Consider the following 15,430-nt stretch of genomic DNA (forward strand, 5'->3'; position numbering starts at 1 on the left):
GCCACTCAGAAATGGGTGGCTTTTTCTATACAATAAATTTTTATAAATTTTCATTAATTCGTTTTGTCCAGCTCATTTCTTGGATTGGTTTTCGCATAATGGATGGCTGCATTCAATTCAAATCCGATCATGATCAATAAAACATTGATGTAGATAAATACCATCATGATCATAACCAAACCAACTGATCCGTATAACAAGTCATAATAATTAAATTTCTTGATGTAGTAATTAAATCCCATCAAGGTGACAAAGAATAACAAAGTTGCCATGATTGCTCCTGGAGCGACATTTCGAAATCTTTGCTTGATGTTGGTGCCATAATAATACAACATGACCAAAGAAGTGAAATAGAAAACACTAGCCGATACGAAATTTAAGATGCGAAGCATGATAGGTGTTTCGATCAAAACGTCATATTGTTCAATGTAACTCCATGCAAAGGATGTATAATAGGTCAAAATCAATTGCGCAATGATAAATACCACAAAGAAAATGGTTAAAATGATCGAAATAAATCGATTGTGAATGCCTTTACGTCTCACGGCATAGCCATAATGCGATCCATTGAATCCATTGATCATCACCGTGATTCCATTGGAGGAAAGCAAAATCGTCAAAATGATAAACAACCAACCAATGCTTCGTCCACTTTTCCCATCGGCTGTTTCAGAAATATAAGAAATCACTTCATTGGTGATACGTTCAGGTAATATTCTCGGAATAAATTCCGAAAACAATAAAGTTGAAATCTCTTGGTATAAGGGCGCATAAGGCAACATGCTAAAGAGGAACAACAAAAACGGAAATAAACTGAAGAAAAATGCCCAAGAGACAGCTCCCACGCGCATGGCAAAAGTCCTTGCAGAAACACCCTTCAACAATAAATTGAACAAATCATATAAGGAAGTATCGTGTAAATTTCGAAACTTGATGCTTTTCGTAACCTTTTTAAAAAGATTGTTTTTCGAAATTTCCTTCAACTTTGATCGAATCGCCATAGTTTTGTAGTAAAGTTGATGTAAACAAAATGAATATTCTAACACTTTGTATAGGAAAAACAGACGAAAAGCCTTTGGAGGAGCTGATTCTCAAATATGAAAAGAGGCTTCCTAGCCATTGGAATTATGCTCGAATTGAAATTCCCGACCTCAAAAATCGGAAAATCCTTTCGGAATCACAACAAAAAGAAAAGGAAGCTGAATTAATTCTAAGCAAAATCCATCCTACAGATTATGTTATTTTGTTAGATGAGAAAGGAAAACAGTTCAGTTCTACTGCATTTGCCAACGAAATTCAATTGTTGATGAATCAATCAGTTAAACAAATTGTTTTTGTTATTGGTGGGCCTTATGGTTTTGCAGATGAGGTTTACAAGCGTGCCAATAAGAAATTATCCCTATCGGAAATGACCTTTACCCATCAGATGATTCGATTGTTTTTAGTCGAACAACTTTATAGAGCTTTTGCTATCTTGCAAGGAAAACCTTATCATCATGAATGATCACTTACGGGAAAATGAATTCCCGTCAAACTTGGAAAAAAATAGTTTTCAATTATCCATACCAAAATCCTTGGTAGTAGCTCTGCTTATTGTTATTTGTTTGCAATTCCTAGGAGCCATGATCAACCTGCCGGTTTATTTCAATGAAGGTTTCTATCATATTACCTTGCCTTTGTCTTTTTTGGTGGGTAGTTTGATGGCCATTTTTGTCGTGATTCCTTATGTGAAAACAACATGGAAAGAAATTTCAAAACACATTTGGACGCCAACATCCATTGCCGTCATTTTCTTAAGTGTAGTCATGTATCTTTTGATGTTGCCATTTGCGGAATTTTTAACTTCCTTTATTCCGACTACTGGGTCAAAATGGTTGGAAGATTTTTATCGTGAAATCATGTATGCATTTGAAAAAATGTTGCATTATAAAGTGGCAGGATTTATTACAGTTTGTATTTTGGCGCCTATTTTTGAAGAAATTTTATTCAGAGGAATTCTTCTTAGAGGCTTACTACAAAACGGAACATCTCCTATTATCGCCATCATTTTAAGTTCCTTTCTATTTGGAGCGGCCCATATGAATCCTTGGCAATTTTTAGGTGCTGGATTTTTGGGAGCCATTTTTGGGTATGTGTATTATCGTACAAAATCGCTTTGGTTGGTCATGTTTTTGCATGCGTTGAACAATATGATTTCCTTTGTGATGATGACCAAATACGAAACCATGGATCAAAATGTCACAGACCCGACCGATTATAATTCAGTGGTGATTTGTTTTGCCTTGGCAATTTTGGCCGGATGGGGAATTTTTAAATTAACAGAAAAGAAAACAAAATGGATTTAATTTTTGCTTCACATAACGAGAACAAAGTCAAAGAAATACGTGCAATATTGCCAAAGTGGTTGACTATTTTATCTTTAAATGATATTGACTTTCAGCAAGAGATTGAAGAAACCGGTTCAACCTTAGAGGAAAATGCCCAAATAAAGGCCGAAACAATTTTCAAACGAACGGGTAAAAATGTTTTTGCTGATGATTCAGGATTATTTGTAGATGCACTAAATGGTGCTCCTGGCGTGTTTTCAGCACGTTATGCTGGAACAGGAAATTCACAAGATAATATTGAGGAGCTTCTTCAAGAATTGAAAAATCATTCCGATAGAAAAGCGGAATTCCGAGCGGTTTTTTGTGTGATTTGGAAAGGTGAACTTTCCTTTTTGTCTGGCAAAGTAGAGGGCGAGATTCTATCAGAATCCAAAGGTTTAGAGGGGTTTGGATATGATCCTGTTTTTGTTCCAACTGGATATTCGCAAACATTTGCCGAAATGAATCCGGAAGAAAAGAACAAAATTAGCCATCGCTATCATGCGGTACAGAAATTGATTAACCATTTAGAAAATTTAGCGTCTTGAGTATAAAATTGACCATTTTGGGATTTAATTCTGCTATCCCTAAGAAGAAATCCGCTCCAACTGCACAATTACTAGAAATTGCCAATCGGTATTTCCTTATAGATTGTGGAGAAGGTACGCAAGTTCAACTGAGGAGAGCCAAAGCAAAATTTTCCAAAATCAACCATATCTTTATCTCTCATCTTCATGGAGATCATGTTTTTGGGCTGATTGGTTTAATCAGTACTCTGCAACTTTTGGGAAAAGAAACGCCATTGAAAATTTTCGGTCCTAAAGGAATTCAAGATTTTATCATGAACCAATTGAGACATACGCAATCCAATTGTTCATTTGAAATTGATTTTATTGAATTGGAAGGAAAATCATCGGTCAAAATTTTTGAAGATGAAAAAGTGGAAGTGTACACCATTCCATTGAATCATCGTATTTATACCAACGGATATTTGTTCAAAGAAAAACCCAAAAAGAGAAAACTCAATATTGAGGCAGTTCAGCAATATCCCGAAATCCTTACCTGTGATTACGACAATTTGAAAAACGGTCGTGATTTCGTACTTGAATCAGGAGAAATCATTCCGAATGAGAAATTGACATTGGATCCCGATCCGTCAAGATCCTATGCGTTTTGTTCCGATACGCGTTACAAACCTGATATTGTACCAATTATTCAAGGTGTAGATTTGTTGTATCATGAATCGACCTTTTTAAGTGATTTGCAAGATATGGCCGATTACACAGGTCATTCAACCGCCAAAGAAGCGGCTACGATTGCCAAAGATGCGAATGTAGGGAGATTAATTTTGGGTCATTTTTCTAATCGTTACAATGATTTGAATGTCATGTTGGATGAGGCAAGACCTATTTTTGAAAACACCCATTTACCTGTGCTTTTTGAGGCGATCAAAATTGACTAAATCTGATTGAGTATCGCCTCTCGAATTGCAGCTCGTTTTAGTTTTCCCGCTTCCGTTCTTGAGAATTCTGCTAGGTGAAATTGTTTCTTAGGAATTTCAAATTTTGGCAAATTCAACGAATTGAAATCAATTTCGATGGGTTGATTTCCTTCAATTATGAGAATTAATTCTTCTCCCAATAGTTTATTCGGAATCGAACTAATGATAAAATCTTGAGAAATATAGGGTTTCAATTTGTCTTCAATTTTTTCTGGAAATAATTTAATTCCTCCAGAATTGATCACATTGTCTGCTCGTCCCAACCATTTGAATGTCGTATTTGACCTAATTTCGACTACATCGTTGGTGATAATTTTTTCTTCAAAATAAGGTGTTTGAATGACCAAGCAATCTCTAGAGTCTTGTGAAATTCCAACTCCTTTTAATACATGAAAATCGTCTTGATTGATTTTCTTCAATGCGATGTGAGTGATGGTTTCGGTCATGCCATAAGATTCATAAGATTGCGTTGGCAATTGGAGCAATTTTTCACGTAATGAATTGGACAAAGGAGCTCCGCCTATCAACAAGCATTTGATTTTTAATAGAGAATTCAAAGAATTCTCAACTTGCATCGGCGTCATAGGAACAAAGTCCATTTCTGGAAATTCGTTGAGGTCAATTTTGGATTTAGGTTCTACGCAATAGAGTTTTAATCCCAATTGAATAGCTCGTACAAGCATCATTTTGCCTGCGATAAATCCAACAGGAAGGCAAAGAAGCGCTGAATCACCTTTTTTTAAATCAAAAAATTCACCCGTTAATTCTGCGCTCATTTTCATGGCAGATTTGGGTAATTGGATGGTTTTGGGTTCGCCCGTGGATCCTGAGGTTTGTGAGGCGATATTTTCAGAGGATGAATGCCAATCTTTTAGAAAATTTGAAATGGCCAATTCCCAATCAGATTGGGGGTTTAATTCTTCTAAATTTCCTGTTGAAAAATCTAATAATTTCATTCCAAATAACTTACGCCAGCTTTGATTTCGATTTCCAAATAATTATTTGCGGGTGGAATTGGGCAATTGTAATGTTTGCTATAGGCACAATAGGGATTGTATGCCTTATTAAAATCAATCCAAATTTGATTGTTTTGAATATCGGTTGTTTCCAGATCCAAATACCTTCCGCCACCGTAGGAAGTATCTCCGTTTGTTTCATCTGTAAACGGTAAAAATAAAGAGTTTTCATATCCCTCATGAAGCGGTTCTGACTGATACAAGGTTAATTCTAATGGTTGATTTTGAATGGTAAATTGGATGATTCCATATTCTTTGTAATGCTTGATTTTTTTAGCTGAGGTTGGAAACGGAAGTATTTTGCCGTTTTCAATCGCCTTAAAATTAGCCAAAACTTTGAATTGATTGTCAATCGGAAAAAATGTAATCCCCTTGAATTGGCTGATTTCTTCCCCTTTTAGTGGCGTTGTTTTGGGGTTATTGTAAAAATCTCGTAATTCTTTTTGATAGGTATAGGTTGAAACTTTTTTCTGCGTGCCACACGAAATTCCTAAGAAGAAAAGAATTAAACTAGCTAATATTAAATGCTTCATACGTCAAATTTACATAAAAAAGAGTTGGTCTCCTTGAACTTTTAATCGAGAAGGAAAATTATTTTGAAATAATGCTCCAGTTCCCAAACCTTGTGGCATGGGGCTGTTGAGTGTATAGGTCCATTGGGCAATCGCATTAAGTCCAATATTGCTTTCAAGTGCGGAGGTTATCCACCAACCGATGTTCATTTCGTTTGAAAAATCGATCCATTCTTGGCTACCTTTCCAACCTCCGACCAAACTAGGTTTTAAGATAATATATTGGGGTTTGATGCTTTGTAATACTTCTCGTTTCTGGTCTTTTTCAAATACACCAATTAATTCTTCATCCAAAGCAATTGGCGTAGGAGTGAAAGCACAAAGTTTTGCCATGTTATCCCAATTTTTTGCTTTGATAGGTTGTTCGATGGAATGAATACTTAACTTATACAATTCATCCAAAACAACTTTCGCTTCTTCAAAAGAAAATCCGCCATTTGCATCCACACGAATTTCCAATAAATCTTTTGGGAAGTTGGAACGTAAACTTTTTAAAATTTCATGTTCCATAGTCCAATCTACCCCGATTTTTAGTTTCAAGCATTTGAATCCTTTATCCAATTTATCTTGAATTTGAGCAAGCATTTCTTGTTTGCCACCCATCCAAATCAATCCGTTAATGGGAATTCCCGTTTCCCCATTGGTGAAATCAGATGGAAACAAAATGGGATTAAATCTGTCTTCTAATTTTTTTCCTTTGTGCAAGGAAATGGTTTGCTCAATTTGTTCCAATCCGAATTGAATAGAAGGGAAATTCCTTAGTTCTTCCCACCAATTTTTATTGTCAAAGGAATGCGTCAAACAAACTTCTTCTAACTTTTTTTCATATTCAGGTAAATCATCTGCACTCAATCCACGAAATAAACCTGCTTCTCCAAGATATTCAGTCTGTTGATCACCTGGGAAATGATGTTTTAAAATAAAAGTTTCTTTCTCTGTTAACACTCCTCGAGAGGTTCCACTTTTTTTGAAAAAGATTAAAACGTTGGAGTGGAATGATAAAGATGAATTCATAATGGTGTCTAGATACAATTGGGTCAAAATTAAATAAATAAATAATTAAATATTTGAAAAGATTCTTTACTTTTAAAACCTTAATTAAGTACTATTTATGAGGAAACATTTATTTTCTCGGCATAAACTGATTTTGTTTATGTCGGTGATTTTCTCGTCCATGTTATTGGCCAATCCAATGAATTCATGGGAGAAAATTAAAACAAACCAATGGTTAGATTCACAACTAAATGTGGGTTTAAACATTTTTTCAGGTTGGAATTCGAACCAATTTTTTGGAACTTTTGATGAAGGCTGTACCATTACAACATTTCCATTCAACGAAACCTTTGAAGCAGATAGTGCATCAAGAATTTGTTGGACAAATGAATATGTGGTAGGTACTTCTAACTGGATTTATCGAGCTGGGTCTTCAGGCTCAGGTACAGGAGCGCACCGTACTTCACATGGTGGTGTTTTAAACGCATCATTTAGTCAGTCCTCACAAACTGCAAATCAAACGAGATTGGTTTCTCCAATGTTTGATTTCACAGATAGAGTTGAGTCTAAATTGAGTTTTTGGTATGTGAACCCAACGTGGGGTTCAGATCAAAGTCAATTACGCGTATTTTATAAGACATCAGCAGATGGGGCTTGGACATTGATTCCTGGAGCAGAATACATTTCGAATGTAACTGCGTGGACTCAAGTAACCTTGAATTTGCCAGAGTCGGATGATGCAAGTGAATATTATATTGCGTTTGAAGGAATCAATGATTATTCTTACGGAATTGGTGTAGACGATGTGAAAGTAGAATCAACCCAATTTGCAGAGGGATGTTTGAATGATTATTATGGTATGTACCCAGAATTAGTGTATTTTCCAAATTGTATAGGACATTATGAACCAATTACTGCAGATGCTTGGGGTGCTGAATATGCACTAGTAAATTTAATAGGTGGACAAACCTATTATTTTAAAAGTTCTATTGAAACCAACATTGTTACCATTGCAAATTTTGCTGGAAACACTGTGTTAAAAGCTGGTGTTGGACAAGTTGAATTTACACCTACTGCTACGGGAAACTATCGTTTCTTGGCACATGATGATGAGTCGTGTGATGATTCATCCATACAAAGAATGAAATTGGTAAAATGTGGAACAATCACACCAATATCAGCTCCAAATTATCCTTGTGTGAAAGGAGACGGAATTATTGGAGAAGTACAAGATGGTTTTGGAATCAATGCAGAATATAGAGTTGCTGATGATTTCGTAGTGGATGAAGGATTCAATTTAACGGTTAGACAAATGACGTTTGATGTGTTAAGTTCAACCGCTATCACACAGGGAACCTTCAACATTCGTGCATCTGAAAATGGATCACCAGGTGAAATTCTTCATACTATAACGTTATCTGCAGAATCAAGTGTTTTGCATAATGCAGGGTATGGATTGAAAGGCTACCATGTAACCTTTAATTTAACTACACCTATTGTATTGAATTCAGGAACCTATTGGATTGAGCCAGAATTCTTAAACACCAATTCATCAACCGTATATTGGCAAGTTAATGAAAATGGTACCACTGGTGGATACGTTCAATTTAGTGAGGATTTTGGTGATACTTGGGGTGAAGATTTTAGTGTTCAATCCCAAGCTGTATTTTTCATAGCAGGTGAATGTGGATGTTTAGCAACAGATGTTCCGTATTTACAAGATTTCACTTCTGCAGTTGTACCTGGAATGCCAGAATGTACGACAGTTGTCAACGCTGGAACAGGTAACAATTGGGCTACGGTTAACTATACAACGACTACCAATGGGTTTTCTGGAAAAGTATTGCGTTATTCTTGGAATACAAATAATGCCGCAAATTCTTGGTTCTTTACACAAGGATTAAATTTGGAAGAAGGAGTAACTTACCAAATTTCTTATGACTATGGAGCTGCAGGTTTTTCAGAAAGCATGAAAGTAATGTTTGGAAATTCGAATACTCCAAGCGGTATGACCAACCTAATTGCAGATTATCCAAGTTTCTCACATGGAAAAACTTCAGATACCAAAACGTTTACTCCTAGCGCGACAGGTGTTTATTATGTAGGATTTAATGCCTATTCAGCTAGAGATATGTTCTATTTGCATTTGGATAATATTTTGATTGATGTTGTGCCAGAAGAGCCAGTAGAAGGTTGTTTGTCTACACCAAATGGTGCTTGGCCAGAATTTGCTCAAACGCCAGTTTGTAATGGGGTTCCAAATCTAATCACCGATGAGGGATATTTTGGTGAATACTCTATTATCAATGTTGTTGCAGGAACTGAATATACGTTCTCAACTGACATCGAAACAGCGTATATTACCATTGCAAATTCAAATGCAACTGAAATATTGGCTACAGGAACTGGATCCCTTGTTTGGACAGCAGAAACTACTGGTACAGTTCGATTCATCACGCATGAAAATGAAGATTGTTTAAGTTCTGAAAACCTAGTTTCAAGAATGGTCGCTTGTGGAGAATTTGTTCCATATGATCCTTGTGCGCCTGAGCACGATGGTTTAGGAAACAATGGAGTTGGTATGGTGCATTCTGCAACAGCACATTATGTGGTAGCCAATGATTTCAATGTTTTAGCAAATACTCAATTTGAAATCAATTCAGTAACAGCTAGAGTTGTTACGCAAGGTGGATTACCTACTACATTTGAAGCCATGTTCTTTGAAGGAGAAACAGGTGTGGGAGCACAAATTGGTGAAGCTATTCTTGGTATTACCCCAACTTCCATTACTCCTGCTGGAGAATTTGGAAATACAGGTTTCACAACCTATGAAGTTGTTTTGACTTTTGATGAACCATTGGTATTTGAAGCGACTGAAACAGAAGATAAAAAATATTGGATTGGTTTGTCGGGAACACCTTCAACAACCAATAATAACATATTCTGGGTTTCCTATGTCTACAACCTAGAAGATACATTGCCAACTTGGCAATCTGCAAATGGTGGCTCAACTTGGTCATTGTATGTTTCAAATGGAAGAAATTACGAAGGGATTATGTCCATTGACGGAACATGTAGTGAATTGGAACAACCACAAGAAGGGTGTTTAGAAGCAGAATATGGTGCATATCCAGAAGAGGCATTTACTCCAGCTTGTATCGGTATTCCAGAAAGTATCACAGAAGGAGATATTGGATGGTTTGGTGAATATTCTATTGTAAACGTTACAGAAGGAACGGAATATGTATTCTCAACCGATGTAGCTACGGCGTTCATTACAATTGCAGATGGAGCAGGGGAAATAGTCTTTACCACTGGAACTGGATCCGTAACTTGGACAGCAACTTTAACAGGTGCTATCCGTTATTATACGCATGAAAATGAAGATTGTTTAGCTTCAGAAGAATGGGTTGATCGAATGGTTACTTGTGGAGAAATTGTTCCACCACCAGCAAACGACGATTGTGAAAATGCAATTACTGTAGCTTGTGGAGATAGCGTAACAGGTTCTACTGTGACTGCAACTAACTCTGGAGGAAACTCTGCAGGAGACGTATTCTATACGTTTACTGGAACTGGAGTAGCGCAAAACGTTACCTTGTCATTATGTGACTCCGATTTCGATACTGTTTTAAGAGTGTTCACAGACTGTACGTTGGCAACAGAAATCGCTTTCAATGATGATGAGTGTGGAACTCGTTCAGAATTAACATTTGAATCAGATGGTACCTCAACTTACTATATTATGGTAGAAGGATGGAGTATCACTACTGGAAACTATGTATTGGATGTAACCTGTGAAGACTTAGATGAAGAAGAGCCAACAGAAGGATGTTTAGAAGCAGAAAATGGAGCTTATCCATCAACAGCTTACACACCATCATGTTATGGAATTCCAGAAAGTATCACAGGCGGTGATTGGGGATGGTTTGGAGAATATTCATTGGTAAATGTAACAGCAGGAACCGAATATATTTTCTCAACTGATGTTGCAACAGCATTCATCACGATTTCAGATGAAGACGGATTGGTAGCTTATACAACTGGAACAGGTACTGTAACATGGACGGCTACTGCCACAGAAACCATCCGTTACTATACGCATGAAAATGAAGACTGTTTAGGTTCTCAAAACTGGGTTGATCGAATGGTTCAATGTGGAGAAATCGTTCCACCACCACCATACGATCCATGTGCGCCAATTCATACAGGAATTGCAACCAATGGAGTTGGATTTGTCAACAATGGAGCTGACAATTATATGGCAGCCAATGATTTCAATGTATTGGCAAATGCTCAGTTTGAAGTGGAGAAATTCACGATCAACGTTGTAACCTTAGGAGGAGCACCTACCACATTTGATATGATGTTCTTCGAAGGAGATACCGCGGTAGGAGCTCAATTCGGTGAGACCTTAACCTCCATCACTCCATCTTCAATTACAGAAAATGGAACGTTTGGTTCGACAGGTTATCCAGTGTATTCAGTAGAATTTACCTTACCAAATACCGTTATTTTCCCAGCCACTGCAACAGCAGACAAAAAGTACTGGGTGGGAATCTCAGGACAACCAACTGCTGCTGGAAATCCAGTGTATTGGGTATCGTCTGATTATGTGTACACCGATACATTGCCGACGTATCAGTCTGCGAACGGAGGAGCAACCTTCGATTTATTCGTTTCATCTACTGGAGCAACCGTAGAAGGAGACATGATCATCGATGGTGAATGTGCTACTTTGGGCTTGTCAGATATGTCAGGAGCGAAATTTGCTTACTATCCAAATCCAGTGAAAGATGTATTGAACATCACGACAGCGAAAGGAATTGAGAAAGTAGAAGTATTCAACTTAGCAGGTCAGTCAGTAATGGCAAACGGAAAAGTATTGAACGGTCAAGTAAATGTTTCGGCATTGACTTCTGGAAGCTATGTATTCCGTGTAACATTGGAAGGCGGACATGTGGAAACTTTCAAAGTGATTAAAAAGTAAGGATTAGATACTAACTTTTAGAAATAGCAAGCCCCGAGAAATCGGGGCTTTTTTTGTACAATAGAATTTAGTAAACATCCAACCAAAAGGAAAATGAAAACTCAAAGCATTCATTTGGGTTCAATTAAGTCAATCCTCTTCTTATTTGTGCTGACGATTTGCACTAGCAAATGGCACCGATGGATTTGTAATTTCATTTAGTATTCATTAAAAGTTGAAGTTTTGGAGAAAAAATAATTAGAGTTGAACTGGGGAAGTTAGGAGATTATCAATCAGGATTTTAAATTAAAAAATGAAACATTTCAAATAAATAATACGCTATAAAAGAGATGGATAAATGATTAATAAATTTTATTTTTTTGATGAAAAACTGTAATTTTCCGTCTTAATCATTAATTAATACATAACAGATGAAGAAAAAACTACTTTCTGGGTTAGTTTCTATTTTGTGTATGATCTCGGCAGGAGCTCAACTGAATGGAAACAATCCAATGCTACATTCTTACAGTAGCACTTTACAAAATCAATGGAATGGCCCTGGAACGGGGATAAATGGACTTCCAACTGGGGCTCCCAATTGGAATGCTCAAACAATAGACTTCGGGCTAGATGACATTACTCCTTGTGATGTTCTCTATGATGTAGGCGCAAGTGATGGTTTGGGAGATTTGACGTTACTGGGGCTTGCAGCTGATTTTCCAGTTGCCGCAGATGTTGTCTTCGAAATTGAAAGGTTGAATTTAATTTTGATGAATCCTGTTGTACAAGTAAATGTAGCATTTTATGGAAATAATGCAGGATTGCCAGGTGCAGAGATCATGAGTCCTACTGCCATAACTCCAGATGCAATGACAGAGATTGCGACAGGAATTTATTTGGTAGAGTTGACGTTGCCAACGCCTATTTCATTGGAAGGTGGTGAATCAGGTAATTTATACTGGTTGGGAATTTCTTCAATAGCTAACAATGCAAGTTATTGGATATATACTGAGGGAGTTCAAAATGGAACCAATTTCGCTGGATTACTTGGAGGAGAATGGGTAGATGTAGGGCTTTATGGATTTCCTTATGATGGTGCATTTTTATTGGAAGGAAATTGTATTACGCCAGAGGAACCAATAGAAGGCTGTTTTAATTCGCCAAATGGTCAATATCCAACAGGATCAGGATTTACTCCTGCATGTAATGGACTTAGCGAAAATATTACAACAGCTGGATGGACAGGAGAATATTCTTTGGTACATGTAACAGCTGGAACAGAATATATTTTCTCTAGTTCAATTTCAAGCGATTTCATAACAATAGCTGATTCGGCTGGTACGATTGCTTATACTTCGGGTGTAGGATCTGTAACTTATACTGCAACTGCCAATGAGACGATTCGTTTTTATTTGCATTTAGATTCAGATTGTAATGTTGCAAGCTCTGGATTGCGTGCAAGAAGAGTACAATGTGGAGAAATTGTTCCGCCACCAGCAAACGATGATTGTGCAAATGCAATTGCTGTAGCTTGTGGAGATAGCGTATCTGGTTCTACTGCGACTGCAACCAATTCTGGAGGAAACGCAGCAGGAGATGTTTTCTATAAATTTACTGGAAATGGAGAAGCACAAATTGTAACCTTATCATTATGTGATTCTTCTTTTGATACATATTTAAGAGTGTACTCAGACTGTACGTTGGCAACACAAATCGCTTTCAATGATGATTCTTGCGGAACTCGTTCTGAATTGACCTTTGAATCTGATGGTACATCAACCTACTACATTATGGTAGAAGGATTCAGTTCCAGTACTGGAAACTATGTATTGGATGTTACTTGTGAAGAACCTTACGTATTTGATGATCCTGATTATGACTGTTACCAAGGAGATGGAGAAATTAGTGCGCTTGAGAATGGATATGGAATTTTAGAATCAGATGTTTATCGTGTAGCAGATGATTTCACGGTTGATGCAGGAACTGAATTTACTTTACGTCAAGTAACCATGAGTTTCTTGTCAACTTCAGGTGTAAGCTCAGCTACCATTAGAATTCATGAAGATGCAGCTGGTTTCCCTGGAACTGAAATAGAGAATATGACTTTAACACCAACGACAAATGTTGAGTATGGAGAAGCATTCGGATTTACTGCACACCGCGTTGAATTTGCACTTGCAACTCCAATTACTTTAGGAGAAGGAACCTATTGGTTAAATGTTACAACACCGAACGCAACCTATTGGGTTACGACAACTTCAGGAACAAGTGGTTCTGTAGTGGCCTTGAGTAATAACTCTGGAGCAGCTTGGGTACTTGATGATGAAAATTTCCGTAGTGTATTCTATGTAGAAGGAGATTGTAATGATGTTGCAACAGAAGAACCATGTTTGGATACGCCTAACGGATCTTGGGGATCTTTGACTCCAGCTTGTTCTGGTGCGCCTGAATTGGTAACTTCTGCTGCTTGGACTGGAGAATATTCTAGTATTACCGTAACGGCAGGTACAGAATATATCTTCTCAAGTTCAGTTAATACTGACTTTATCACGATTGCAAGCCCAGATGGATCCGTGGCTTATGCTGCTGGAGTAACTCCAATAACTTGGACTGCAACAACATCTGAAACTGTTCGATTCATTTTGCACAACAATTCTGATTGTGAATTTGAAAATGTTTCAAGATCGAAATTTGTTCAATGTGGAGAAATCTTACCACCACCAGCAAATGATGATTGTGAGGATGCAATTGCAGTAGCTTGTGGAGATACAGTTACAGGTGCCACTACATTTGCTACCAACTCAGGTGGAAATTCTGCAGGAGATGTATTCTACAAATTCACAGGAACAGGAAGCGCTCAAATGGTTACATTGTCATTATGTAATTCTACGTATGATACAGCAATCCGCGTATTTACGGATTGTGGTTTAGGAACTGAAGTTGCTTACAACGATGATTCATGTGGAGTTCAGTCAGAAGTTACCTTTATGTCAGACGGTACTTCAACTTACTACATTATGGTAGAAGGATGGAGCTCATCTACTGGAAATTATGAGTTGAATGTAACATGTTTTGATCCTCCAGTGTACGATCCATGTGCACCAGTACATGAAGGAGTGGCTACCAATGGAGTAGGATTTGTAAACAACGGATCAGATAATTATATGGCTGCTAACGACTTCAATGTTTTAGCCAATACACAATTCGAAGTGGAGAAATTCACAATCAATGTGGTTACTTTAGGAGGAGCACCTACCACATTTGATATGATGTTCTTCGAAGGAGATACAGCGGTAGGAGCTCAATTCGGTGAGACTTTAACCTCCATCACTCCATCTTCAATTACAGAAAATGGAACGTTTGGTTCGACAGGTTATCCAGTGTATTCAGTAGAAATTACTTTACCAAATACCGTAATTTTCCCAGCCACTGCAACAGCAGATAAAAAATACTGGGTAGGTATTTCAGGAGCGCCAACAGGATCAGGAAATCCAGTATTCTGGGTATCGTCTGATTATGTGTACACCGATACATTGCCGACGTATCAGTCTGCGAACGGAGGAGCAACCTTCGATTTATTCGTTTCATCTACTGGAGCAACCGTAGAAGGAGACATGATCATCGATGGAGAATGTGCTACTTTAGGCTTGTCTGACATTTCAGGAGCGAAATTTGCTTACTATCCAAATCCAGTAAACGATGTGTTGAACATTACTACATCAAAAGGAATTGAGAAAGTAGAAGTATTCAACTTAGCAGGTCAATCTGTAATGACAAATGGAAAAGTAACGAATGGCCAAGTAAATGTTTCGGCATTGACTTCTGGATTGTATGTATTCCGTGTAACATTAGAAGGCGGACAAGTGGAAACTTTCAAAGTAATTAAAAAGTAATTCTACCATACATTTTAATGGAAAGGAGGCTGTCTCAAAAGTGAGATAGCCTTTTTTATAAATAAAAAAAGGAAAGCCAAAGCTTTCCCAATTGAAGCAATTTTAGTAAATTGCTTTGTG

10 protein-coding genes are annotated in these 15,430 nt (G+C 37.3%); 6 read left to right on the forward strand and 4 right to left on the reverse strand.

Features of this window, described 5'->3' with window-relative positions; all coding sequences use genetic code 11:
- Positions 1 to 53 precede the first annotated feature (53 nt).
- Positions 54 to 1,001: a YihY/virulence factor BrkB family protein gene (locus ABID46_RS12020; protein ID WP_354510432.1), complete on the reverse strand. Its 948-nt coding sequence runs from the start codon at positions 999 to 1,001 to the stop codon at positions 54 to 56.
- A gap of 29 nt (positions 1,002 to 1,030) precedes the next feature.
- Between ABID46_RS12020 and rlmH the strand changes: the two genes are divergently transcribed.
- From rlmH to ABID46_RS12040, 4 genes are read left to right on the forward strand one after another with little or no spacing between them, the layout of a single operon-like run.
- A complete protein-coding gene (gene rlmH / locus ABID46_RS12025) occupies positions 1,031 to 1,504 on the forward strand; it encodes a 23S rRNA (pseudouridine(1915)-N(3))-methyltransferase RlmH (protein WP_354510435.1) in 474 nt (157 codons plus the stop codon).
- Positions 1,497 to 2,345, forward strand: coding sequence for a CPBP family intramembrane glutamic endopeptidase (locus tag ABID46_RS12030; protein WP_354510437.1), 849 nt, complete (start codon positions 1,497 to 1,499; stop codon positions 2,343 to 2,345). Before rlmH ends, ABID46_RS12030 begins: the two co-directional genes overlap by 8 nt.
- Positions 2,336 to 2,914, forward strand: a complete 579-nt coding sequence (gene rdgB / locus ABID46_RS12035; protein ID WP_354510439.1) for an RdgB/HAM1 family non-canonical purine NTP pyrophosphatase — start codon at positions 2,336 to 2,338, stop codon at positions 2,912 to 2,914. The genes ABID46_RS12030 and rdgB overlap by 10 nt, the downstream gene beginning before the upstream one ends.
- The gene (locus tag ABID46_RS12040) at positions 2,911 to 3,828 is read left to right on the forward strand and encodes a ribonuclease Z (RefSeq protein WP_354510441.1); all 918 of its coding nucleotides are present in this window, start codon (positions 2,911 to 2,913) and stop codon (positions 3,826 to 3,828) included. Before rdgB ends, ABID46_RS12040 begins: the two co-directional genes overlap by 4 nt.
- On the opposite strand, the gene ABID46_RS12045 is transcribed toward ABID46_RS12040, so the two are convergent.
- From ABID46_RS12045 to ABID46_RS12055, 3 genes are read right to left on the reverse strand one after another with little or no spacing between them, the layout of a single operon-like run.
- On the reverse strand, positions 3,825 to 4,823 hold the full coding sequence (locus ABID46_RS12045; RefSeq protein ID WP_354510443.1) for an AMP-binding protein: 999 nt from the start codon (positions 4,821 to 4,823) through the stop codon (positions 3,825 to 3,827). The two genes, ABID46_RS12040 and ABID46_RS12045, sit on opposite strands and share 4 nt — an antisense overlap.
- Positions 4,820 to 5,416, reverse strand: coding sequence for a DUF1684 domain-containing protein (locus ABID46_RS12050; protein ID WP_354510445.1), 597 nt, complete (start codon positions 5,414 to 5,416; stop codon positions 4,820 to 4,822). The genes ABID46_RS12045 and ABID46_RS12050 overlap by 4 nt, the downstream gene beginning before the upstream one ends.
- A 9-nt stretch (positions 5,417 to 5,425) precedes the next feature.
- A complete protein-coding gene (locus ABID46_RS12055; protein WP_354510447.1) occupies positions 5,426 to 6,469 on the reverse strand; it encodes an o-succinylbenzoate synthase in 1,044 nt (347 codons plus the stop codon).
- 97 nt (positions 6,470 to 6,566) lie between these two features.
- Between ABID46_RS12055 and ABID46_RS12060 the strand changes: the two genes are divergently transcribed.
- Both ABID46_RS12060 and ABID46_RS12065 read left to right on the forward strand, forming a co-directional pair.
- A complete protein-coding gene (locus tag ABID46_RS12060) occupies positions 6,567 to 11,438 on the forward strand; it encodes a T9SS type A sorting domain-containing protein (protein WP_354510449.1) in 4,872 nt (1,623 codons plus the stop codon).
- A gap of 410 nt (positions 11,439 to 11,848) precedes the next feature.
- Positions 11,849 to 15,310, forward strand: coding sequence for a T9SS type A sorting domain-containing protein (locus ABID46_RS12065; RefSeq protein ID WP_354510451.1), 3,462 nt, complete (start codon positions 11,849 to 11,851; stop codon positions 15,308 to 15,310).
- Positions 15,311 to 15,430 lie beyond the last annotated feature (120 nt).

The organism is Moheibacter stercoris (assembly GCF_040545805.1).
Taxonomy (GTDB): Bacteria; Bacteroidota; Bacteroidia; order Flavobacteriales; family Weeksellaceae; genus Moheibacter; species Moheibacter stercoris.